The following is a 23941-nucleotide window of genomic DNA, read 5'->3' on the forward strand; positions in this document are numbered from 1 at the left end:
TCGCGCGCACCAGATCAGGCCGGGTACGCCGTCGCGCGCCCGCCGGATCAGGCCGGGTCGACGCGGTAGATCACCATCTGGTCCGGGCAGGTGCGCGGCGCGGCCACCCCCACGTGTTCGAGCGCGGCACCGGTCAGCCGGAGGCCCGGGTAGCCGGTGCCGTCCGGTGCCGGTGTGCCCCACCAGGCGGGCGGCACCAGCCCGGCCGGGGTCGCTCCGACCAGGACCGGGCGGAGCAGGTACCGGCGGTGCGGGTCCAGACCCCGGAACGTCAGCCGGGCCGGCGGATCCGGGTAGAGGCTGCCGGTCGAGCCGGCGGCGAAGATCGCCCGGGACCGGTCGGGGGCCAGCACCCCGTGGCAGACGGTGTGCCCGTCGGCCTGGTCCATCCGCACCAGATCGCCGCCGAGCAGCAGCTCCCGTTCGTCGCGGTGGAACGCGATCCAGACGGCCAACTCGGCCAGCTCGTCGGCGGAGGCCGCGGTCAGGTCCCACTCGATCCCGAGGTGGCCGAAGACCGCGGTGGCGGCCCGGAAGCCGAGGTCGTGCCGGCGACCGGTGAAGTGCGAGTGGCCCGAGGCGATGTGCGAGCCCATGAACTCCGGCGGGATCAACTGGCTGGTCCAGCGCAGCATCGGCTGCCGGTCGTGCGGGTCGATGTTGTCGGATACCCAGACCCGGTCGGTGCGCTCCAGCAGCTCCAGGTCGATCCGGCCGCCGCCGGACGAGCACGACTCGATCTCCAGCCCGGGGTGCGCCGCCCGGATCTCGTCCAGCAGCCGGTACAGCGCCCGGGTCTGCGCGTGCACGCCGGGCCGGCCGTCGTCGTGCTGGTTGCCCGCCTCGACCAGGTCCCGGTTGTGGTCCCACTTCAGGTAGTCGATCGAGTACTCCTCGATCAGCGCGAGCAGCCGGGCCCGGATGTGCGCGTACGCCTCGGGGATGCCCAGGTTGAGCACCTGCTGATGGCGTGCGGGCACCGGCCACTCCGGCCGGGCCGACATGACCCAGTCGGGGTGGGCGCGGGCCAGGTCGGAGTCCGGGTTGACCATCTCCGGCTCGACCCAGAGGCCGAACTGCATGCCCAGCGCCCGGACCCGGTCGACGAGCGGGTGCAGCCCGTCCGGCCAGACGTCGGCCGAGACCACCCAGTCGCCGAGCCCGGCCCGGTCGTGGCGGCGGGCGCCGAACCAGCCGTCGTCGAGCACGTACCGCCGCACCCCGACCGCCGCCGCCCGCTCCGCCAGCGCGACCAGCTTCGGCAGGTCGTGGTCGAAGTAGACCGCCTCCCAGACGTTCAGGGTGACCGGACGGTCGGTGGAGACCGCCGGCCGGCGGGCCCGCAGGTGCCGGTGGAACCGGCGTGCCACCTCGTCCAGGCCCACGCCGTACGACCCGTAGAGCCACGGGCCGGCGTAGGTGTCGCCGGTGCCGAGCGAGACCTCGCCCGGCAGCAGCAGTTCGCCGCCGCCGAGCAGCCGCTCACCGGTGAAGGCCCGCTCGGCGTAGTGCAGGTGGTTGCCGCTCCACGCGGTGTGCACCGCCCACACCGACCCGGTGCCGAAGTCGAAGCCGGGGGTGCCGGCGTGCAGCAGGTAGGCGCTGTCGGCGCCGGTGCGGCCCTTGCGGTTCTCCCGCACGTGCGCGCCGAACCGGAACGGCCCCCGCTGCGGCACCCGCTCCAGGCCGTGCCGGCCGGTGAAGTCGAGCAGCTCGGCCGCGGCAGCCGGCACCGGGAACGCCACCGCCAGCTCGTCGACCGTGTACGGCTCGGCGGCCAGGTTCGTCACCGCGGCCCGGCCGCGCAGCAGGCCGCTGGGGAGCAGTTCCAGGGTGAGCCGTAGCCGCAACCGGCCGGTGTCGTCGTCGGCCAGCACCTCCACCGACGCCGCGTCGGCGGCGACGAACCCGCTGACGGCCTCGCCGGCGACCGTGACCGAGGTGCTGCCGAACGCGGCGGACCAGCCCCGGCCTTCCGACGAGCCGCGCAGGCCGGGCCGGCCGGTCCAGCCCCGGTGCGGCTCGGGCAGCACGGCCAGCCGCGGCGGCACGTCGACGTTGTTGGTACCGATCACCGGCACGCTCGCCCGCACCAGCGCGTCGGCCTGCTCGGCGTCGAGGTCGGGCAGCTCCGGACCCCAGTGCGTGATGGCCGGCAGCCGGCCGGCGGTGGCGTCGATGAGCACGGTGACGCCCGCCGCCGTCAGGGCGATCGTCGCGTCCGGTCCGGTTCGGGGCGGATTGCGCATCGGTGTCGTCCTCCTGTGGCCGGGGGTGGGGATGTCGCGGCGGCTGCCGGGGTGCGGCCGGGCGCGCGGGGGCGGACAATCGCCGGATGTACGTCATCCGCGAGAAGCTTTTCGACATCGGCGACGACTTCGACATCACTGACGAGTCCGGCCGCAAGGTCTACCACGTCGACGGCAAGGTGTTGACCCTGCGCGACCGGCTCGTCATCGAGGACCCCGACGGCAACGAGGTGGCGTCGGTGCACCGCAAGCTGATCGCGTTGCGGCGCAGCTACGCCATCGAGATCGGCGGCGAGAAGGCCGCCACCATGCGCAAGAACCTGTTCACCCCGTTCCGGGACAGGTACACCATCGACATTCCCGGCCCGGACGACCTGGAGATGCGCGGTGACCTGCTCGACCACGAGTACACCGTCGAGCAGGGCGGCGTCGAGGTGGCGTCGGTGTCGAAGAAGTGGTTCCGGATCCGGGACACCTACGCCGTCAAGGTCGCGGACGGCGCGGACCACCTGCTGATCCTGGCCAGCGTGCTGGCCCTGGACCTGGCCCAGTCCCGGGCCGAGCAGGAGCGCGAGGAGAAGGAACGCAAGGAGAAGGAGGGCTGACCAGAACGCGGGACCGCGTCCATTCCCGGGCGCCGCCGGTGGCGGTATAGTCCGCCGATCGGGGCCTACCCTTGCCGGCTCAGGCGCCGGCGCCGAGCCCGATCGCATGGAGGATAGCGCGTGTCCCAGGGCCAGGAGCTGACCGATCAGCGCGAGGGCATGACCAGCAGGCCGACCTTCGAATCCGCGTTGCGTGGCTACGACAAACGGCAGGTCGACCAGTACGTCGCGGAGCTGGCGGGTCGGCTGTCGAAGCTGGCCGCCGAGCGCGGTCAGGCGGTCAGCCACATCCAGAACCTGACCGTGCACCTGCAGCAGACGCAGGTGGAGCTGGCCGAGCTGCGGGAGAATCCGCCGCAGCTGGACCGGGCGTCGTTCCGCGACCTCGGCCCGATGGCCGACCAGATCATCGCGATGAGCGAGCAGCAGGCCGCGGCAATCGTCGAGGCCGCCACCCAACGGGCGAACGAGCAGCGGGCCGAGGCGGAGCGGGTCCTCGGCGCGGCCCGGGAACGCGCCGAGAAGATGCGCGCCGAAGGCGTGGCCGCCGCCGAGCGGATCGAGGAGGAGTCGCGCCGGGTCCGGCAGGAGAACGCCCTGCAGCTCGACCGGGCGCGGGCCGAGGCCCGGGAGCTGATCGAGACCGCCCGGACCCAGCTCCAGCAGGAGGCCGAGGCGGCCCGGGCGCGCACCGAGGAGGAGCTGACCGGATGGCGGGCCGAGGCCGAGCGGGAGATGGCCGAGCGGCAGGAGGCGGCCGAGGCCGAGCTGGTCCGTCGCCGGGAGATGGCCGAGCAGCGCACCGCCGCGCTGGAGGCGGCGGCCGAGCAGCACGCGGACGAGCTGCGCCGGCAGGCCGAGGAGCAGTCGGCCGCGCACCAGCAGCAGTTGGCCGAGCTGCGTAAGGACATCGAGGCGCGGCAGCAGGCGCTTGCCCACGTCCGGGCCGCCCAGGAGGAGGCGCAGCAGCGGCTGACCCAGAGCCGCCAGGAGCGGGCCAGCACCGAGCACGAGCTGGCCCAGCTGCAGCAGCGGCTCGGCGAGACGCGCCAGGATCTGACCGCCGAGCTGAACCGGCTGGAGGAGGCCCGCCAGTCGGCCGAGGCCGCCGAACGGCAGGCCGTCGAGGTGCGGGCCCGCGTCCAGCGCGAGGCGCAGCGGGTCGCCGACCGGGCCGCCGCCGCCGTGCTGGCCGCCGCGGCGCTCAGCGGCGAGACCGGTGAGTACCGGATCGTCGCGGTGAAGCCCGGCGAGCAGCCGGCCGAGCAGCCCACCCAGCACCTTGCCGACGGTGGGCCGTCGGCCGGCGGGTACGAGCAGCGCAACGGGCCGGAGCAGTCCGCTCACGCGCAGCCGACGATGGAACAGCCCGAGGTGACCGCCCGGCACGCGTTCACCCCGCAGCCGGCCCAGCCCGCCGAGCCCGCCGCCGGGCAGTCGGCGCCGACCGGGCACGGGTTCGAGCAGGCGACCCAGTCGTTCCCCGTCCGGTCCGAGCGGGAGGCGTACCAGCCGGAGCCGGTGCGCCGGACCGACGGCTCCCAGCAGCCGGAGTGGGGCTCCCAGCAGCCGGAATGGGGCTCCCGCCAGCCGGAGTGGGGCTTCCACCGGTCGGAGCCGGCCGCCGCCCACGCGGAGTCGCCCTACCAGCGCGATGCCGAGGAGCGGCCCGAGCCCGAGGACCGCGGCGGCGTGCCGCACCAGCCCGAAAGCGCCGCCCAGCTCAACGGCGCGACGCAGGCCGAAGCCGCGGACCGGGTCGAGGGTGCGACCCATGTCGACGGTGCGGTGCACGCCGAGAGTGCGGAAGTTGGTGGTGACGCGCACGGCAACGGTGACGCGCACGGCAACGGTGTCCCGCCGGTCGACGGCCCGGACCGGCGCGACGGCGTGGAACCCGGCGAGAGCGCAAACCACAGCGGCGCCGAGGACCAGTCTCGATCCGACGACGAGTCCCGATCCGACGACCAGTCCCGGTTCCAGGACCCGGCCGACGCCGGGCACCAGGCTGACGCGGAGCACCGGGGCGACCCGGAACATCGGGGTGACGGGGAGAATCGGGCCGAAGCCGGAGACTTCGCGAACCGCGGGGACGGCGACGCGACCGTACCCGTGATCGTCCCCGACAGCGGGCGCACGGAGCCGGCCGCCAGCGAGTTCCACGCGTTCCGCGAATCGCCGCCGCGCCCGGCGCCGTACGCGTACCCGCCGCCGCCGACCCCACCGCAGGAGCAGCGCCAGTACCCGCAGCCGTGGACGCCGAGCGGCGACAACGCCCGGCTGTAGCTCAGCGGACGCGGCTCATCCCTGCGCCGGCCCGGCGGCCGGCGCGGGGGTCGGCGGGAGGAACGGGCTGGGCGTTCCGGTCCAGGAGACGTGCAGCTCCTCCCGGGCCCGGGTGCAGGCGACGAAGAGGGCGCAGCGCTCCCGGAGCAGGTCGCCGTCGTGCTGGATCCGGTCGACGGCGACCGGGGTGATCTCGCGGGCGTACGGCACCGCCTCCGCGGTCACCCCGACCACCGCGACGCACCGGAACTCCAGACCCTTCATCGCGTGCATGGTGGCCAGCCGTACCCCGGAATTGCCGGTGGCCGGGTGGTCGCGGACCCGGACGGCCGGGATGCCGGCGGCGACCAGCGCGGCGTACACCCGGTCCAGGGTGGTCCGGAACCGGGTGCAGACCCCGATCTCGCTGGTCGGGACGCCCCGGTCCCGCCAGTGGTTGATCCGCTGGACCAGGGCGGCGAACTCGGCCTCCTCGGTCGGGTGGCCGGCGGCGTGCGGCTGCCGGCCCCGCAGCAGCGACCGGTAGCCGGTCAGCGTGTCGGTGCCGTCGCCGCTCAGGTCGGCGACCCCGGTGTCGGGCAGCAGCCGGGTCGCCCAGGCCAGGATCTCCTCCGTACTCCGGTAGTTGATCCGCAGCCGGATCCGGCGGCCGGTGGTGGGCAGGCCGAGCGCGTCCAGCGACACGTGGGAGTCGTAGATGCGCTGGTGCGGGTCGCCGGTGATGAAGAAGTCGTCCGGGCCGGGGGGCACCGCCGCCCGCAGCAGCCGCCACTGTGCCGGGTGCAGGTCCTGCGCCTCGTCCACCACCACGTGGTCGAAGCCGGACCCGGCGGCCGGGTCGGCGTCGGCGAGCAGCCCGGCCGCGTCGTCGCAGAGCTGCAGGTGGGTACGGGCGCCGGTGCCGGCCACCTCGGCCAGGAACGCCTCGACCGCCTGCCAGACCTGCTCGCGCTGGCGCGGTCCGAGCGCCGTGCCCCGGCCCAGCCGGGCGACCCGCAGGTAGCCGGTCCGGTCCCCGATCCGCTGGGCGAGGATCACCTGCCGGTACTCCTGGGCGAGGAACCGCTCGTCCTGCGGCAGCGCCAGCCGATCGGCCACCTGCCGCCACAGCTGCCGCTCGGCGGCGTCGCCGAGCAGGTACGGCATCCGCCCGGTGGCCGCCCGCACGACGCGGACCGCGAGGGCGTTCACGGTGGTCACCTCGACCCGGGCCAGCCGCTCCCGGTCGCCGTCGAGCAGCAGCTCCAGGTGCTCACGCAGCGTCCCGGCCAGCTCGGTGGTGTACGTGGTGAGCAGGACCCGGGCGCCCGGGTGGCGGTCGAGCAGGTGCTTGACCCGGTGCAACGCGACCACCGTCTTGCCGGTGCCGGGTCCGCCGGAGACCTGCGTCGGCCCCGGGTACGCCGGATGGTAGGCGACCCGGTGCTGTGCCGGGTGCAGGAAGACCCGCCAGGCGTCGAACGGCTTGGCCAGGATCTCGGCCACCTCGTCCAGGCCGGTGACCAGGGTGATCCGGTTGCGGGTGTTGGTGATCGCCCGGTGCAGGCTCTCGGTGGGGCGGGCGTCGGCGTCGGCCGGTCGGCGGTCGGCGACCACGTCCCGGTAGACCTCCTCCGGGGTGAACCCCTCGGCCAGGTACTGCAGCACCTCGAACTGGTCCTCCGGCAGCAGCCCGCCGAACGCCTCCAGCTGCGGCTTGTCGACGATGGTGCGGGCCGCCCGCAGCACCTGGTCGTCGATGCCGAGCCGCCGCAGCGTCTGGTCGGAGTGGCCGGCGAAGAGCAGCCCCGACGCGCCGGCCGCGGCCCGCTCCAGCGCCGGGGTGAGCTGCTCGATCGCGTCGACGTCGCGTACCTCCAACGCCCGGGTCGCGGTGTTCACCGTGTAGAGCCGCTTCGCCGCCCAGCCGTACGCCTCGTCGTGCGGGACGACGGCGAGCAGCAGGAACGTGTCGCCGCCGTCGTCGGGGGCCAGCACCACCCCGCGCCAGGACATGTTGATCCGGATGGTCCGCATCCGGGAATCCCGGGCGTAGTGCACCGCCTCCAGGTGCAGGCCCTTGTCGGCGTGCAGCTCGGCGATGCTGAGCTGCTGGAACTTCTCCATCGCCTTGCGCACACCCGCCCGCACCGGCTTCTCCAGAGTCTCGTAGCTCTGCCAGAAGCTGTTGGCGAACGCGAGCTGCGGCACAGGCGGACCTTCCGGGGCAACCAGCAGGAGGTGGAAGCCTAGTCGACCCTGGCGTTACGACAGTTGCTGGCCTGCGACGACATCCGGTCCCGGAGGGTCCGTCCGCGGTCGACGAGTCGACCGCGGACGGACCGCACAGAGGTCAGCCGCCGAGGCTGGCGGCGGCCGAGGCGATCGCCGAGGCGAAGTAGCTGACCTGGGTGTAGACGCCCGGGTAGTTCGGGCGGGCGCAGCCGTTGCCCCAGCTCACGATGCCGACCTGGACCCAGGCGTTCGAGGCGTTGCGGCGGAACATCGGCCCGCCGGAGTCGCCCTGGCAGGTGTCGACGCCGCCGCCCGAGTAGCCGGCGCAGATCTCCTCGGCGACGATGACATCCCCGCCGTACGATGCGTCGCAGCTGGCGTCGCTGACGAACGGCACGGTGGCCTTGAGCAGGTAGCGCTGTTGGGAGCCGCCCTCCCGGTTGGCGCCCCAACCGGCGACGGTGAAGGTGCCGCTGTCGTACGCGGTGGTCGTCGCGATGGGCAGAGTGGACAGTGTGGTGACCGGGGTGGCCAGCCGGATCAGCGCCCAGTCCTTGCCCACACCGTTGTAGCCGGGGGCGCGGTAGACGTAGTTGGAGCGGACCTGGATCCGGCCGCTCGTCGACTGCAGGTCGACGACCCCCATGGTCGCGGTGATGCTGGTGTTGCTGCCGGTCCGCCCGACGCAGTGGGCGGCGGTGAGGACCAGTCGCGGGCTGTAGAGTGCCCCGCCGCAGCCCATCGAGAGCCGCACCATGAACGGGAACTCGCCCTGCGCGGCGCGGGTTCCGCCGACGACGTACGGGGTGACGTCGTCATCGGCGGCGGCCGGTGCGACGAGGACGAGAGTGCTGGTGGCGACCGCCACCATCGCGGCGGCCAGCCGGCCGACCAGTTTGCGCCAACGGATCACGGACGCCTCCCACGCTATGCGGCGCACCTTGTGGGTACGCCGATCGATGGCGGGAGCGTAGAAAGATTCGCGTTTCTCAATCAACATCCCGATCCGGTCATACGACGCCGGGCTGTCCCCTGAGGACCGTCCGATCCTTTCCGAGCCGGGTCCGATCGATCTGGAATCGGGCTGGCCGCCGCACCAGAATGGGAACCTCGGGCATTGCTGCGAGGGGGTGCGGATTGCTCGCCATCCAGGTCCTCGGTCCCACCCGGTGCTGGCGGGATGGGACGGAGATCGGCCTCGGTCCGGCCGGCCGACGCGCCGTGCTCGGCCTGCTCGTGCTCGCCGGCGGCCGCCCGCTGCCGCGGTCGCGCATCGTCGAGGCGATGTGGGGCGAGCAGGCGCCCGCCAGCGCCACAAACGTCGTCCAGACCCATGTGAAGCATCTGCGCCGGCTCCTCGAACCCGGCCGCCGCACCCACACGCCAAGCGCGGTGCTGCCCTCCACCGGGGGCGGGTACGCGCTGCGGCTGCCGGCCGGCGCGGTCGACCTCGGCCGGTTCCGCGAGCTGCTGACCGCCGCGGCGGCGGCCGACCGCCAGGGCGATCCGCGCGGCGTCGCGACCCACCTCGCCGAGGCACTGGACATGTGGCACGGGCCGCCGTTCGCCGATATACCGGTGCTCGCCGGGCACCCGATGGTCCGTTCGCTGCTCGACGAACGCCGCGCGGCGGTGGCCCGCTACGCAGACGTGATGCTGGCCCTGGGAGCCGCCGACCGGACCCTGCCGTTGCTGCGTGAGGAAGCGGCCACGCACCCGCTGGACGAGGCGGCGCACGCGCGGCTGATCCTGGCGTACCACGCCGGCGGGCGGCGGGCGGAGGCGCTGACCGCCTACGACGTCGCCCGGCGGCACCTCGCCGAGGAGCTGGGTGTCGGCCCCGGGCCGGACCTCGTCGCGGCCTACCTGCGCGTGCTCGACGACGAGACACCCGCGCCGCCGGTGCAGCCGCGGGTCGGCAGGACCCCCACCACGCCGCCGGTCAACCAGCTCCCGGCTCAGGTCGCCGGCTTCACCGGGCGCACCGCCGAGCTGGCGACCCTGGACAAGCTGATCGGCAACGGCAACGGCAACGGCAACGGCAACGGCAACGGCAACGGCAACGGCAACGGCAACGGCAACGGCGACGGCGACGGCGACGGCAACGGCAACGGCGACGGCGACAGCGGCAGCGGTGTGGCGGTGCGGATCGGTGTGGTCTGCGGGACCGCCGGGGTCGGCAAGACGGCGCTGGCGGTGCGCTGGGCACACCGTGCGCGGGACCGGTTTCCCGACGGACAGCTCCATCTGGACCTGCGCGGCTACGACCCGCGCCGCCCGGTCTCCGCCTGGGCCGCGCTCGGACATCTTCTGGAGTCGCTCGGCGTGCCGGCCACCGGCATCCCGGACGACCTCGACCGGCGGGCGGCCCGGTACCGGGCCGAGACCGCGGGCCGGAGGCTGCTCATCCTGCTCGACAACGCGGCCTCCGTCGACCAGGTCCGGCCACTGATCCCGGGTACGGGTGCCGTCCTCATCACCAGCCGGGACAGCCTCGCCGGTCTGGTGGCCCTGCACGGCGCCCACCGCCTGATGCTGGACCTGCTCCCCGAGCCGGAGGCGCTGGCGCTGCTGCGCTCGCTGGTCGGGGTACGCGTCAACCGGGAACCGGAGGCCGCGGCCGCGCTGGCCCGGCAGTGCGCCCGGCTGCCGCTGGCCCTGCGGGTCGCGGCGGAACTGGCCGCGTTCCGGCCGGCGGAGCCGCTCGCCGGCCTGGTGGGCGAGCTCGCCGACCGGCAGCGGCGACTGCGGCTACTGGACCCGGGCGGGGACGTGCGGGCGGCCGTACGGGTGGTGTTCTCCTGGTCCTACCGGCAGCTTCCGGCGGCGGCAGCCCGGCTGTTCCGGCACCTCGGCCTGCACCCCGGCCCGTCGTTCGACACCGGCGCCGCCGCGGCCCTGGCCGCCGTGGACCGTGCCGAGGCCGCGACGCACCTGGAACTGTTGGCCCGCAAGCACCTGGTACGCGCCGAACCGGCCGGCCGGTACGTCATGCACGATCTGCTGCGCGCGTACGCCGCCGAGCTGGCCGCGGACGACGATGCCGGCGGCGCGCTCGACCGGCTGCACGCCCACCTGCTCGCGACGGCCGCGGCGGCGATGGACCGGCTGCACCCGGCCGACCGGGCGCACCGCCCGGCGGTGGACCGCGCGCCGGGCTTCCCGGACCCGGCCGCGGCGCGTGCCTGGCTGGACGCCGAGCTGCCCGGCCTGGTCGCCACCGCCGCCACCTGGCTGGAGCACGATCGGCCCCGGTTCGCCACCGACGTCGCGGCCACGCTCTACCGGCATCTCGAAGGCGGCGGCTACACCCACGCCGAGGTGCTGCATGGCTGCGCGCTCGAAGCGGCGCGGCATCTCGGCGACCCGGCCCGGCACGGCAGGGCGCTGACGAATGTCGGTGCCGTGCACCGGCTGCTCGGTCGCTACGAGCTGGCCGAGACGCACCTGGCCGAGGCGGTCGCGGTCCTGGCCCGCTGCGGTGACCAGCTCGGCGCCGCCCGCGCGCTGTCCAATCTCGGCATCGTCTACGAACGGCTCGGCCGCGACGACGACGCCACCGCGCACCAGCTGGCCGCGCTCGCCGCCTACCGCCGGGCCGGCGACCGGTACGGCGAGGCGTCCACGCTGGTGAATCTCGGCAACGCCAACACCCGCCCGGGTCACCTCGTCGAGGCGTACGACCAGTTGCGCCGCTCGGCGGTGCTGTTCCGGGAGGCCGGTACCGCCCTCGGCGAGGCGATGGCGCTGACGAACCTCGGCGACGTGTGCACCAGTCTCGGGCGGCACGACGAGGCGGTGCGGCAGCTGGCGGCGGCCCGGGACATCTTCTCGGTGGCCGGGCACCCCTACGGCGAGGCCGTCACCCTTGCCAACCTGGGCCGGGTACGCGGCCTCTGTGGCGACCACGACCGGGCGATCGACGATCTGACCGAGGCGCTGCGCATCCTGCGTTCGCTCGGGCATCCGTACGGGGAGGCGAGCGCGCTGAACAACCTCGGCGACGTGCTGACGGCGGCGGGGCGTACGGCCGACGCGGTGGCCCGGCACGCCGCCGCGCTGTCGATCGCCACCGCGACCGGCGACCGCGACGAGCAGGAACGCGCGCACGAGGGCATCGCCCGCGCCCAGCAGGACGCGGTACGCGCCACCCGGTAGGCCCGGTCCAGCCGCGGTCCATTTTTCGTCCAGTCGGCGTTCCTAGGCTGTCGCCACCTGCTCACTCCCTGTCTGCCGGAGGCACCGATGAACGTGAACGTGGGTCGGAAGTTGATCGCCGTACTGGTGGTGGTGGCGGCCGGGCTGGCTCCGCCGGGTGTGGCGTCGGCCGCCCCGGCTGCGCCCGAGGGCCGCATCTGCAAGACGGCGACCGACTGCGCCGACGGCGGTCTGCGCGCCGCCTCGGCGGGTCACGCGGGACGACCCCTGGGTGACGTCGGCATCAATGTGGTGCCGGTGGCCCCGCCGCCGGGGTTCCCGCCGGGCACCCCCTGCTACCAGGAGGAGGTATTCGAGGAGGTCTACGAGACCGCCACCTACACGACCATCTACGAGTTGGGCTTCATGGCCAGCGTCTGCCTGTTCCCCAACGAGATCGTGCTCTACAACCTGGAGACCTTCCTCTCCTTCCCCAACGGCGTGCAGGACCCCCGGCTCACCTCGCTGCGGTTCGTGGTGCGCGACCAGATCGTGAACTACTCCCCGACGGAGAAGGACGGGTACTCCGAGCTGTGGGTGACCTTCTGCCCAGACCCGGCGCAGCCGAGCGGCTGCCAGCGGTATCTGCACCGACTGGGCCTCATCTTCAACCCCGCCTGGGTCTACCCCTTCTCCGTCTTCCAGCGCCTGAGCTGACCCGATGCCCTGGCCGTCCTAAGGACGGCCAGGGCATCACGGAGAGCTCGATTGACGGTTCCTGGCTGCACTACGTGTATCACGATGTAGTGCATGACGAAGCCGACGTCAATCCGGTTCGACGAGGTCCTACTGGCTCGCCTCCGACGCAGGGCGCAGTCGACCACCGGTGCCAACATGTCCGCCCTGGCTCAACGTCTCGTTGATGAAGGGCTCAGAATGGCCGACCACCCGGGCATCCTGTTCAAGGACGGGCCTACCGGACGGCGCGCGGCACTCGCCTACGGGCCGGACGTCTGGGAGATCATCAAGTTCCTCCGCGAGATCGATGAGCGGGGCCCCGCAGCACTCAGCGCCGCGGCCGAGGTACTCGCCATCGACGTCAACCGTGTCGCGGCGGCCGTCAGTTACTACGGCGACTATCGGGAGGAGATCGACGCCGAGATCGAGGCGGCGGATGACGCTTCCGAACGGGCCGAGCGGGCGTGGCGTGTCCAGCAGAGGCTCATCGCGTGACACCGACCGCGCCGATCCTGGTGCTCGACGAGATGTTCTCTCCCGCGATAGCCGTGGCCTTGCGCGACCGCGGGCATACCGTCATATCAGTGGCCGAGCGTCTTGACCTCCGCACCATGACCGACCATGAGGTCTTCGCCCTGGCCGCCGCCGAGCGCGCCTGGCTGCTGACCGAGAACGTCCAGGACTTCCGACCGATCCTGCTCCAGGCGCTACAGGCCGGTGCCGCGACCCCATGTCTGCTCTTCACCAGCAGCCGAACCGTCCCACGGTCCCGAAAACAGATCGGCACCCTGATCGATGCGCTCGACGCCTGGCTGGTGACCGGCCCGCCATCCCCGCCGATCACCGAGGACTGGCTCAGCAATCCCGATCCTGGAAGCCCCGCCCGGTGACTGCCCGACCCACTGGAAAGCGGAACTCGGATGGAGATCACGATCCGGTCCGCCGCCGTGGGTCAACGACTTTCACCTGGCCGAGGAACGTGCCGGTCCTCGGGGTGTTCGTACCGTGGGTTGACCTGCCACTCCTGGCGGGGGACGGCTCGGCGGCTTCCGCCTGGGTCGGCAGGCGCTTCCTCCGGTGCTCGGCTGTTCATCGGCTCGCCGGTTGGATCATGGCGGCGTAGGTAGCGGAGCGCCTGGCTGAGCGGTATCGGTCGGCTGCCGCAGATCGAGCAGGTGCTGGTGCGTTGCCAGTGTCGTCGTAGGGTGCGGCGGGCCAGCAGGATTCGGCGGTTGCGGATCTGGGCGGGGGACAGGTCGAACGCACTCACGACCGTTCCTCGATCCGCTGACGGGGGACTGGTGGGGTGTACCGGCCGGCCCGTTGGTTCGTCGTGATGGGTGCCGGGCGCTCCTCAGACCGCTCGTAGACCAGCGCGCCGTCGCACCGCGCGGTCACCCGCAGCTCTGGTACGACGCTCTCCATCGCCCGCCGCCGGTACCGCCCCGGCACCGTCCCGTCCGGCTCGGACTGCCCGGTCAGGTCGATCGCGACCTCCCGGCCCGCAGGAACCACTTCCACCGCCTGGCCACACGTCCTCCCTCACCAAGCCTGGCGAGAAGCTGCCGACGACCAGGGAACTCGCCGATCAGTATGAGACCTCAGGTGTGACGGTGCGGAAAGCTGTCGAGCTCCTGATCGAAGCCGGAGTCCTGGAGGGCAGGCAGGGGATCGGAGTGTTCGTAGCAGAGAAACCTGGCCGGGATTCCTGACCCTAGCCGCTGAACTCCCTGCACGCCGACCCCTCGGACGCTCAAGATCAGATGCTCAATAGTCCCGTTGTAACCCTGTTAGGCGTGACTGTTGAACATCTGATCTTGAGCATCCTGGGAGGCGGACGGGTCAGCCTCGGCCGGGGTGGTTGGTGACCAGGGTGGTCAGGGAGCGTGGGGGCAGGGTGAGGCGGGTGTGCGGGCCGCGCTTCGACACCAGCTCCGGCGCCTTGGTCAGGTTGTGGGTGGCGTCGGTGAGGTAGGCCGTGGCGCGCTTCATGTCGACGCTCGTGGCCACCTCCGTTGTGCCGGTGTTGAGGATCTCGACCACCTCGCTGCCGTCGGCGTTGCGGTAGGCCGACACCTTCACACCCTCGATCTCACTGCCGACACCGACCCGCACCGCCCCCGGCCGGATGAACCGGCTGTACGCCGCGAACGCCCAGAGCCGCGACGACACCCGGTACGCGTCGTTCGCGTCGTCGACCTGCATCAGCGCCGCCGTGCCGCCCCGCGACGACCCCAACCAGAAGATGAACGCGCTGCTGTTGGCGAGGGCCAGGGTGTCGTGGATGCGTTCGGCGACCGCGATCCCGTCGGTGCCCTTGCCGCTGTCCCACGCCTCGTTCCAGCCGTCCGCCACGCTCGACGGCGCCCACTCCGCCATCCACGTCTTGGCGGTGGTCGGCAGCGGCCGGTTCGACGGGCTCGCGTACCCGTGTCCGGTGAAGACCGCGAGGTGCCGGCGGGCCTCGGGGTCGGCCTCGATGGCCTGGGCGTACGCGTCGGACTGGGTCCAGCCGAACGAGTCGCAGCAGGCCACGCCGACCCTGGCCCGCTTGGCGATCGGGCCGATCACCTTCATGAACTCGGCGGCCTGCGCGGGGGTGAAGCGCATCGAGGCGTACGGGGCGGTCCAGTCGGGTTCGTTGGTGAACCCGAGTTCGTCGATCTTGATGCCCTCCTGCCGGTAGAACTTGGTGTACTGCACCAGGTAGCGCGCGTACGCCTCCCGCCAGTCGCCGCTTTCGCAGGTGACGCCCTGCAGCCCGCAGAGCGATCCGCCGTTGCTGTCGGAGCCGTTGTCCTTCATGTACCCGGGCGCGCTCCACGCGTCGGCGTAGAACCGTCCGATGCCGCGCTTCTGCGCCTCCTTGCTGAACCACACCTGCCCGCCGTCCCAGCCGTTCCAGACGTAGTTCGGCGGGGCGGTCGGGCCGCCGGGGTCGGTGGGCTGGATGGAGAGCATCAGGTCGTACGGTTCGGTGGCCGACGAGCCGATGCCGAGCCGCAGGATGCTCGGCGCCGCGCCGGTCCGGCGGTCCAGCAGCAGGTCCAGGGCCTCCGCCCGCTTGGCCTCGGAGAGCTTGTGTACGAGCGAGGCGCGCTGGAAGGCGATCGAGTAGCCGAAGCCGTCGATCGACTGGTGCCGGTCGCGGCGGTCGATGTCGATGCCGGACGGGGGGTGGGCGTGGGCCGGTGCGGTGGCCAGCACAGTGCCGGTGATGACGGCGGTGACCAGGGCGGTGCGGAACCGAAGCACGAGGGGGTACTCCATTCGCGGCAGCATCGGCCGGCGCGTTCCCTGACGCGTGACGGGCAACGCCGGTGTCGGTTGGACGAGCCGCAAGACATTCTCGCACGTCGATGAAATCCGTGCGAGGTCCGGCGAGCCGCCCGGGAACCAGAACGGCCGGGGCGGCCGACTATCCGAAGCCGGGGTCCGGCGGCAGCGGTCGGCGTACGAACAGCTCCGCCGGCACCGCGTCGGCGAGGGCCTGGTAGCCGGCCGGATTGAGGTGCAGGTGGTCGCCTTCGTCGTAGACGGCATGCAGCCGGCGCGGCTCGGCCGGGTCACGGACGGCCCCGTCGAAGTCGATGACCCCGTCGAACCGGCCACTGTTGACGATCCACAGGTTGACCGCCGCGCGGCTGCGTTCCCGCAGGCCGTCCGGGTCGTCGTAACCGTCGTGCCCGCCGAACGGCGCGATCGTGCCGCCGTACACGAGCAGGCCGTGCGCCCGCGCGCGGACGATGACCTGCCGGTACGCGGCGATCAGATCGTCGACGACCGCGCGCTGCGCGGCGTCGGTGGCGTCGGCGGTGCCGATGTCGTTGACGCCCTCGAAGAGGACCAGCCACTCGACCCCGCTCTGCGCCAGCACGTCCCGATCGAGCCGGGCCAGCACGCTCGGGCCGAGCCCGTCGGCGAGCACCCGGTTGCCGCCCGCCGCCTGGTTGAGCAGCGCCACCCCGGCGGTGGCGGGGGAGTCGTGCAGCCGCTCGGCCAGCCGGTCCGGCCAGCGGTCGTTGCCGTTCGTGGTGCTGCCCCGGCCGTCGGTGAGCGAGTCGCCGACCAGCACCGCGGCGCCCGACCCGGCCGGCGCCCACACCTCGACCCCGCTGAGCAGATACCAGTGGTCGACGGCGGTCGCCCCCGGCAACTCGTCGTCCGCGAGCCGGTCACCCCCGATTAGGTACGAGGTGGTACGCGAACCCGGGTGCGAGGTGACCCCGCCGGCCTGGCCGTCGGCGAGGTACACGGTGACGGTGAGGTTGGCGCGGGGCACCAGCCCCAGGTCGAGCGGATCGGTGACCACCTGGGCGCCCGGCGGCACGACCGTGGCCGGCCGACCCGAGAAGGTCAGCGGCACCGAGGTGCCGGGTTGGATGCCGGACCCACCGGCCCGCCCGCCGGCGGGCAGGGCGACGGCCGCGCCGGTGATCGGCAGGGCGGCGTCACCGAAGGCGTTGGAGAACCGCAGCCGGACCCGTGCGCCGCCGATCGTCACCCGGAGGGTCTGCCGCAGCGTGGTGTCGGCGAAGGTGTGGTCGGCCCCGGCGAACGGCGGGGGTGGCAGGTTGTCCGGCGTGGTGAGCATCGGCATCGCCGCCCAACTGCCAACCCACCGTCCGATCATCTGCGAGATCCTAACCGGCGGCGGCCGGCGCGAACCGACCGTGGTCGATCCGCGCCGGCCGCCTCAACCGGTCCGCGGGTGGTGCGGGCTGATCAGCCGGCGGTGCAGGTCGGGCTCATGCCCGAGCCGCTGCCGGTGCCCTGGAAGCCGAACTCGGTCGTCTGGCCGGCGTTCACCCGGCCGTTGTACGACACGTTGGCGAACCGGACCGAACCGGTACTGCCGCTGGCCTGCGCGTTCCAGGTGTTGGTGACGGACGCCCCCGAGGGGATGTTCATCGTGACCGCCCACGAGTTGATGGCCGACGATCCGGCCGTCACCCGGACGCTGGCCACGAAGCCGCCGTTCCACTGGTTGAGCGAGACCGTGGCCGAGCAGCCCGACCCGCCCGGCGGAGGAGTGGTCGGCGGGGGAGTGGTGGGCGGCGGAGTGGTCGGCCCCGGGGTGGTCGGACCAGGGGTGGTCGGGCCCGGGGTGGTCGGCTGCGGGGTGGCGCTGTTCAGCGCTTCCAGCGTCGAGTTGTAGGCCTGCTTCTTGTTGCCGTTGCACTCGAACAGCAGGGGGGTCCCGCCGCTACGCCACGAGTCGCAGTCCCGCACGCCCCAGACGGTGATGCCGTTGCAGCGGGCGACGGCGAGGCAGTCGTTGACGACGTTGCGGTAGGTGTTGGCCTGGGTGGCGCCGGAGCCCTCGATGTCCAGCTCGGTGATCTGCACGTCCACCCCGAGGGCGGCGAAGCTGGACAGCGTGGTGCGGTAGTTGCTGTTGTAGGGCGAGCCGGAGTTGAAGTGCGACTGGAACCCGACGCAGTCGATCGGCACGCCACGCTGCTTGAAGTCCTGCACCATCCGGTACACCGCCTGGGTCTTGGCCCAGGTCCAGTTGTCGGTGTTGTAGTCGTTGTAGCAGAGCTTGGCCTCCGGGTCGGCGGCGCGGGCGGCGCGGAACGCGGCCTCGATCCAGTCGTTACCCGTACGCTGCAGGTTCGAGTCGCGGCGGCCGCCCGAGTTGCCGTCGGCGAACGCCTCGTTCACCACGTCCCAGGAGTGGATCTTGCCCCGGTAGTAGGAGGCGACCCGGGTGACGTGGTTGAGCATCGCCGAGCGAAGAGCGCTGCCCTCCATCCGCTCCATCCAGGCCGGCTGCTGGGAGTGCCAGGCCAGTGTGTGACCGCGTACCTTCCAACCCCGGCTCAGACCCCAGTTGACGATCCGGTCGCCGTTGGTGAAGTTGAACTGGTTCTGGTTCGGCTCGGTCGCGTTGATCTTCATCTCGTTCTCGGCCGTGACCGAGTTGAACTCACGGTTGAGGATCGTGGTGTAGGTGTTGTCGTTCAGCTTGCCCACGGTGATGGCGGCACCGAAGTACCGGCCGGACTGGGCCGCTGCGGCACCGAGCGTCGACTCGGCGGCACTGGCGGAGTTGGCGACGACCACCGCGGCGCCGACGGCCAGGGCGCTGGCGGCGGCCATGGCCATCACCGCGCGGGTCACCTGCCTGGACACCGGGCGTCTACCGTCCCGGGGGGAGTTGCTGCGCATCAGATGTTACCTCTCTGGTGCTGATGTGGATGGTGGGTCATCGATCCGCCGCCCGCCGAAGGATCGACGGGAGGGACCAGCGATGCCTGGGCCAACGCGTGACGGTCCGCCGCCGGGGGTGCCTCGGCACCATGCCGGTCGGGATACCACTCGCCGCGCGCGATCGACCAGATCCGGAGCGGTCTCCAACGCGTCCTGCCCATTGACGCGACTCAATCCAGATCATCGACAGGCTAACTGAAATGTTCCGGTAGCTCAATGGATGCTGTGCATGGATCGGCTGCGATGCTCAGCGCACTAGCCAGTGGGCTGGTCGCGTGGCAGGCTGCTCCGGAAGGCGGTGGCGTCGGGGCCGAAAAGTTCCGGAAGTTCGTCTCCGCCGATCGGGCGCCGGTCATGTGGTCTCGGGGGCGCCGGGAGTTCGCCCGGCGACGTGGCCGGGCCGGGCCGACGGTCAGGCCGGCCGGTCACCACCGAGTTCGAGCCGGCCGTCGACCCGGCGGGGGATGCCGGTCGGGTTGCCGTCACGCAGCTCGACCGGCAGCACCACCTCCGGCGCCTGCTGGTAGGTCACCGGCCGCAGCCAACGGCGGATCGCGGACGCGCCGACCGAGGTGAACAACCCACCGGTGGTCGCCGGGTACGGCCCGCCGTGCTGCTGTGCCCAGCTGACCGCGACCCCGGTGGGGAAGCCGTCGAACAGCAGCCGGCCCGCCAACCCGCGCAGCTCGCGGGCCAGCCGCCCGGTCACCTCCGGCTCGTCCCCGGCGGCCCGTACCGTGGCGGTGAGCTGGCCACCCAACCGGCGCAGCGCGGCCGACACCTCGTCCAGCTCCTGGTAGCCGACCACCAGCGCCGCCGGCCCGAAGCACTCCGCCAGCAGGTCACCGGCCAGGTCGACCGCCGCGACCGAGAGCAACACCGGCGCCGCCGAAAACCCCGCACCGGTACGCCCACTGCCCGCCTCGGCCAGCACCGTGACCCGTGGGTCGGTCCGCCACCGGTCGATCCGCTCCCGGAAGCCGTCCCGGATCGCCGCACCGAGCAGCGTGCCGGGCGTACCGGCGGCGACCTCGGCCGCGGCCGCATCGCGGAGCCGGTCGCCGTCGGCCGAGGCGGGGACGAAGAGGATTCCCGGCTTGGTGCAGAACTGGCCGGTGCCGAGGGTGAACGAGGCGACGAACCCGCTGGCGATCCCGGCCGCATCCGACCGCGCCGCACCGGGGGTGACGATCACCGGGTTGACGCTGCCCAACTCGCCATGGAACGGGATCGGCACCGGTCGGCTCGCGGCGATGTCGTGCAGCGCCCGGCCACCAGCGAGTGATCCGGTGAAGCCGACCGCGGCGACGGCCGGCTGGGCGACCAGGTCGGCACCGGCGGCCCGCCCGTGTACCAGGCCGATCGTGCCGGCCGGCAGCCCGTACCCGGCGATGACCTCGGCCATCGTGGCGTGGCAGCGCAGCGCGGTGGCCGGGTGGCCCGGATGCGCCTTGGCCACCACCGGGCAGCCGGCGGCCAGCGCCGAGGCGGTGTCCCCGCCCGGCACCCCGAACGCCAGCGGGAAGTTGCCGGCCCCGAAGACCGCCACCGGGCCGACCGGCACCAGCATCCGGCGCAGGTCCGGTCGGGGGCCCATCGGGGTCTGCCCGGCGCGGTCGATGGTCGCCTCCAGGTAGGAGCCCTCGTCCAGCACCTCGGCGAAGAGCCGCAACTGGTGGCAGGTCCGGGTGAGCTCCCCGGTCAGCCGGGTATCGCCGAGCCCGGTCTCCCGGTCGGCCAGCGCGACCACGGCGTCCCCGTCGTCGGCGAGCGCGGCCGCCAGTGCCCGCAACAGCCCGGCCCGACCCGACCGGCCCAGCTCGTCGAGCGGCCCGGCCGCCGCCCCGGCCGCCTCGGCGGCCCGGCCGACCAGCTCCGGCGTGCTCTCGGCCGCCACCTCCGCGACGGTCTCACCGGTCCGGACGTCGATGCTGGGCACCATGCTCACGGAGTGGTCCTCTTCTCGGTCGGGTGGTCCGGGTCCGGACCGTCGGTCCCGGCGGGTTCGAATTCGGCGGACCCGACGGCAGCGGGTCGGGGCTCGGCCGGTCCGGAGTCTGCGGTGCCGGTTGCGGTGGGTTCGGGGCTGGTGGGCGGGGGGCTGGTATCGGGGTCGGCGGGTTCGGTGGCGGCGGCGAGGAGACCGAGAGGGACGGGTACCCCGATCGGCCGGTTCGCCATCGGCGTCGGGTCCACCGGCCGGCCGGTGTGGCCGGCCAGCAGAGCGGCCACCGCCGGCCCGCAGATCCGGCCCTGGCACATCCCCATCGCGACCCGGGTGGTCAGCTTCGCCGCCCGCGCCTCGGTTACCGCCAGTTCGGTGGCCGCGTGTCGGAGCCGGGACGCCGGTACCTCCTCGCAGCGGCAGACCAGCGTGTCGTCGCGCAGCCAGCTCCGCCAGCCCGGCCGGACGGCGTACACGCCGTGCAGCGCGTCGGCGAACCGCTGCAGCCGGTCCCGCTTCCGCAGCAGCGCCGCCACCTCCACGCGGCCGGCACGCATCGTCGGATCGCCGCCGGACACCCCCGCGGTGTCGCCGGCGGGCCGCGTTGCGGCGGTCACTCCCGCCTCGGCGGCGCTGGCCCGGGAGCGGCCCAGGTCAGCGGCGGCGGTACGGCCGGCCAGCCGGCCCTCGACGGCCGCCAGCTGGGCGCCGCCGACGCCGGTCACCTCGCCGGCCGCGTAGACGCCGGGCACGCTGGTCCGCAGGTACGGGTCGGTCCGCACCACCGGGAGGCCGCCCGGTCCGGGCCGGGTGGCGCAGCCCAGCGCCAGCGGCAGCTCCACCGAGGCGACGAAGCCGAACCCGACGCCGACGGCGTCGACCGCGAGCCGGTGCCGCCGGCCGGGCAGCGGGGTCCAGTCCGGGCCGAGCCGGGCCACGGTGACCGCCTCCACCTCGGTGTGCCCGTGCGCCGCGACCACCGCGTGCCGGTGCCGCACCGGCACCCGGTGCCGGCGCAGCGTCCGCAGGTAGCGCGTCGCCTCAAGCAGCGCGCCGGGCCGGCCGGCGAGGGCCGGCAGCCGGCCGAGCCAGCCTCCCGGATGGTTCGCCTCGAAGACGCCGAGCACCCGGGCACCGGCCTCGACCAGGGTGACCGCCACCGGCAGCAGGAACGGGCCGGTGCCGGCGACCACCACCCGCCGGCCCGGCAGCACGAGCTGGCCCTTCACCAGCGCCTGCAGGCCACCGGCGGTCAGCACGCCGGGCAGGTCCCAGCCCGGGAACGGCAGCGCCAGGTCGTGGCCACCGGTGGCGATCACCACGGCCCGGGCCCGCAGCACGCCGCCGCCGGTGAGCCGCAACCGCAGGTACGGGGAGCCTGGCTCCGCGGCCCAGACGGTGCGACCCGGCCGCAGGCTGATCAGCGGATGCCCGGCCAGCTCCCCGGGCGGCGCGGCGGCGGGTTGCCGGCGCAGCCGTGCCCGGCCACCGTCGCCGGGGTGCGGCGCGGCCGGGTCGCTGGGTTGCGGGGCGGCCGGGTCGCCGGGGTGCGGCACAGCCGGTCGGCCGGCGGCGAACTGTCGCGGCGGCTGGCGGTGGTACTGCCCGCCCGGGGCGGCACCGGAGTCGATGACGGTCACCCGGCAGCCGGCGTCGGCGGCGGCGAGTGCCGCGGCCGACCCGGCCGGCCCGGCCCCGACAACCACCACGTCGACCGGCGCGAAATCCACATCGGACCCGGCGGGCTCGTCGGCCATCGTGCCGGCCGTCCGACGGCGCATACCGGACGGACCGACCCTGCCGGCCACTCCGCCGGCCGCCACCCGAGCCACCTCGGACGGGCCGGCCCGGTCGGCAATCGTGCCGACCGAACCGCTGCCCAGATCGACCGGACCAGCCCGGTTGGCGACCGGGCAGGCCGGCCCGATGCCCACTTCGGACGGATCAGCTAGGGTGCCCGGCGGGGCCAGCGGGCCGGGTGCGGCGACCACGGCGGCAGGCTCGGCCGGGGTCAGACAGGCCCGGACCGCTGGTCCACCGTCGACGGTCACCAGGCAGTCGAAACAGGCGCCGATACCGCAGAACAGCGTCCGGGGCCGGCGGCCGTGCCGGGACTGCCGCCAGGATCGGACACCGGCCGCCAACAGGGCCGCGCCGATTGTCTCGCCGGGCAGCGCCGGCACCACCTCGGTTCCGAAGGTGAACTCGAAGGGCGTACCCGGGTGGGTTTCGGCCTTTTGGTGGGCCTCGGTCGACCGCAGCCGGCCCGGCAGGTCGCGCTCGGACCCGGTCACGCCGCGGCCCGCGACGGGTCGCCGTTATCCGAGGGCTCGGGGGTGAGGGTGGGGCGGCCCGGTCGGAACGGCGCCGGGTCGAGCGCCGGCACCTCGCCGGTGATCAGTTGCCGGACCAGCAGGCCGGTCGCCGGGGCCAGGCCGATGCCGGCGCCCTCGTGCCCGGCGGCGTGCAGCAGACCGGGCACCGCCGGGTCCACCCCGATGACCGGCAGGTGGTCCGGGCTGTACGGGCGGAAGCCGCGGTAGGCGCGGATCGCCTGCACCCCGGCCAGCACCGGGAACAGGCGCACCGCCTGGCGGGCCAGCCGGGCCAGCACGTCGATCCGCAGACCGGGGTCCAGCCCGACCCGCTCGCGGGACGCCCCGATCAGGATGGTGCCGCCGTCGGTCGCCTCCACCACCGTCGAGGTCTGCAGCTGCGCGTCGTCGCTCGACACGTTCGACACGTACCCGGCGTCGTAGACCTTGGCCCGGATCGTCGGCGGCAGCGGTTCGGTGACCAGGAGGTAGCCCCGGCGCGGCTGGATCGGCAGCCGCGCGCCGGCCAGCGCGGCGACCGCACCGGCGGCCAGCCCGGCGGCGTTCACCACCCAGCCGGCGGCGATCGGGCCGGCGTCGGTGCGGACGCCGGCGACCCGGCCGGCCCGGTCCAGGTCGATCCCGGTGACCGTGGTCGCGGTGCGCAGGGTGGCGCCGTGCCGGCGGGCCCGGCGCAGCAGCAGGGCGGCGGCGAGCACCGGCTGCACCTGCATGTCCTGCGGATACCGCACGGCGCCGGCCAGCTCCGGGGTCAGGTACGGCTCCAGCGAGCGGGCCTGGCCGACGCCGAGCCGCTCGACCCGTACCCCGGCCGTGGCCTGGTCGGCGGCGAGCCGGTGCAGCCCGGCCAGCTCGGCGTCGCCGGTGGCGACCACGAGGCCGCTCTTGGTCTCCAACGCCAGCTCCGGTCCGAGTTCGTCGCCGAGCCGCCGCCAGAGCTCGTTGGCCAGCAGGGCCAGGTCGAGTTCCGGCCCCGGTTCCTTGTCGGAGACGAGGATGTTGCCCTCCCCGGCGCCGGTGGTGCCGGCGCCGACGGCCGTCCGCTCGACGACGGTGACGGCGAGCCCGGCCGCCGCGAGCTGGTCCGCGCAGGCCGCCCCGATGATGCCGGCGCCGACCACCACCACGTCGACCGGGGCGGTCGGGGCGGGGGCGCGCAGCGCCGCGGGGCGCTTGAGGAGAGCCATACCATGTGACATATTACTGATCGGCGCG

The 23941-nt window shown here is 73.6% G+C and carries 16 protein-coding genes and 1 pseudogene; 7 read left to right on the forward strand and 10 right to left on the reverse strand.

The window, feature by feature from the left end:
- Positions 1-47: 47 nt before the first annotated feature.
- On the reverse strand, positions 48-2249 hold the full coding sequence (locus tag O7627_RS08500) for an alpha-galactosidase (protein WP_278092951.1): 2202 nt from the start codon (positions 2247-2249) through the stop codon (positions 48-50).
- An 86-nt stretch (positions 2250-2335) separates the two neighbouring features.
- Here O7627_RS08500 and O7627_RS08505 point away from each other — a divergent pair, with 86 nt between their 5' ends.
- Both O7627_RS08505 and O7627_RS08510 read left to right on the forward strand, forming a co-directional pair.
- Entirely contained in the window at positions 2336-2854 is a 519-nt protein-coding gene (locus O7627_RS08505; protein ID WP_278092952.1) for an LURP-one-related family protein, read from the forward strand.
- A 120-nt stretch (positions 2855-2974) separates the two neighbouring features.
- Positions 2975-5140 (forward strand): hypothetical protein, encoded by a 2166-nt coding sequence (locus tag O7627_RS08510; RefSeq protein ID WP_278092953.1) that lies wholly within the window; start codon positions 2975-2977, stop codon positions 5138-5140.
- A gap of 15 nt (positions 5141-5155) precedes the next feature.
- Here O7627_RS08510 and O7627_RS08515 read toward each other — a convergent pair whose 3' ends face one another.
- Both O7627_RS08515 and O7627_RS08520 read right to left on the reverse strand, forming a co-directional pair.
- Positions 5156-7330: a UvrD-helicase domain-containing protein gene (locus O7627_RS08515; RefSeq protein ID WP_278092954.1), complete on the reverse strand. Its 2175-nt coding sequence runs from the start codon at positions 7328-7330 to the stop codon at positions 5156-5158.
- Between the two features lie 142 nt (positions 7331-7472).
- Positions 7473-8267, reverse strand: a complete 795-nt coding sequence (locus tag O7627_RS08520) for a serine protease (protein ID WP_278092955.1) — start codon at positions 8265-8267, stop codon at positions 7473-7475.
- A gap of 224 nt (positions 8268-8491) precedes the next feature.
- Here O7627_RS08520 and O7627_RS08525 point away from each other — a divergent pair, with 224 nt between their 5' ends.
- From O7627_RS08525 to O7627_RS08540, 4 genes are all read left to right on the forward strand, one after another.
- Positions 8492-11512, forward strand: a complete 3021-nt coding sequence (locus tag O7627_RS08525) for a BTAD domain-containing putative transcriptional regulator (protein WP_278092956.1) — start codon at positions 8492-8494, stop codon at positions 11510-11512.
- Positions 11513-11599: 87 nt separating this feature from the next.
- Complete coding sequence (locus O7627_RS08530; RefSeq protein ID WP_278092957.1) at positions 11600-12208, forward strand: hypothetical protein; 609 nt, start codon at positions 11600-11602, stop codon at positions 12206-12208.
- Between the two features lie 93 nt (positions 12209-12301).
- Positions 12302-12724 carry a hypothetical protein gene (locus O7627_RS08535; protein ID WP_278092958.1) on the forward strand — a complete coding sequence of 141 codons (423 nt, stop codon included), beginning with the start codon at positions 12302-12304 and terminating at the stop codon, positions 12722-12724.
- Between the two features lie 20 nt (positions 12725-12744).
- A complete protein-coding gene (locus tag O7627_RS08540) occupies positions 12745-13119 on the forward strand; it encodes a DUF5615 family PIN-like protein (protein WP_278098209.1) in 375 nt (124 codons plus the stop codon).
- A 376-nt stretch (positions 13120-13495) separates the two neighbouring features.
- Here the strand turns inward: O7627_RS08540 and O7627_RS08545 are convergent, their stop codons facing one another.
- Complete coding sequence (locus O7627_RS08545) at positions 13496-13750, reverse strand: hypothetical protein (RefSeq protein ID WP_278098566.1); 255 nt, start codon at positions 13748-13750, stop codon at positions 13496-13498.
- Between the two features lie 14 nt (positions 13751-13764).
- On the opposite strand from O7627_RS08545, the pseudogene O7627_RS37145 reads away from it, so the two are divergent.
- Positions 13765-13941 (forward strand): annotated as a pseudogene (locus O7627_RS37145) (GntR family transcriptional regulator); the annotation flags it as partial.
- Positions 13942-14071: 130 nt separating this feature from the next.
- Here the strand turns inward: O7627_RS37145 and O7627_RS08555 are convergent.
- The 6 genes from O7627_RS08555 to O7627_RS08580 all read right to left on the reverse strand — a co-directional run bounded on the left by O7627_RS08555 (position 14072) and on the right by O7627_RS08580 (position 23913).
- Positions 14072-15499, reverse strand: a complete 1428-nt coding sequence (locus tag O7627_RS08555) for a glycoside hydrolase (protein ID WP_278092959.1) — start codon at positions 15497-15499, stop codon at positions 14072-14074.
- Positions 15500-15647: 148 nt separating this feature from the next.
- The gene (locus tag O7627_RS08560; protein WP_278092960.1) at positions 15648-16862 is read right to left on the reverse strand and encodes an SGNH/GDSL hydrolase family protein; all 1215 of its coding nucleotides are present in this window, start codon (positions 16860-16862) and stop codon (positions 15648-15650) included.
- Positions 16863-16954: 92 nt separating this feature from the next.
- Positions 16955-18340, reverse strand: a complete 1386-nt coding sequence (locus tag O7627_RS08565; RefSeq protein WP_278098211.1) for an endo-1,4-beta-xylanase — start codon at positions 18338-18340, stop codon at positions 16955-16957.
- A 517-nt stretch (positions 18341-18857) separates the two neighbouring features.
- Positions 18858-20387 carry an aldehyde dehydrogenase (NADP(+)) gene (locus O7627_RS08570; protein WP_278098212.1) on the reverse strand — a complete coding sequence of 510 codons (1530 nt, stop codon included), beginning with the start codon at positions 20385-20387 and terminating at the stop codon, positions 18858-18860.
- Positions 20388-20389: 2 nt separating this feature from the next.
- Positions 20390-22684 carry an FAD-dependent oxidoreductase gene (locus O7627_RS08575; RefSeq protein WP_278092961.1) on the reverse strand — a complete coding sequence of 765 codons (2295 nt, stop codon included), beginning with the start codon at positions 22682-22684 and terminating at the stop codon, positions 20390-20392.
- Positions 22681-23913: an FAD-binding oxidoreductase gene (locus O7627_RS08580; protein ID WP_278092962.1), complete on the reverse strand. Its 1233-nt coding sequence runs from the start codon at positions 23911-23913 to the stop codon at positions 22681-22683. The genes O7627_RS08575 and O7627_RS08580 overlap by 4 nt, the downstream gene beginning before the upstream one ends.
- Positions 23914-23941 lie beyond the last annotated feature (28 nt).

Origin of the sequence: Solwaraspora sp. WMMD1047 (genome assembly GCF_029626155.1) — a bacterium.
Taxonomy (GTDB): Bacteria; Actinomycetota; Actinomycetes; order Mycobacteriales; family Micromonosporaceae; genus WMMD1047.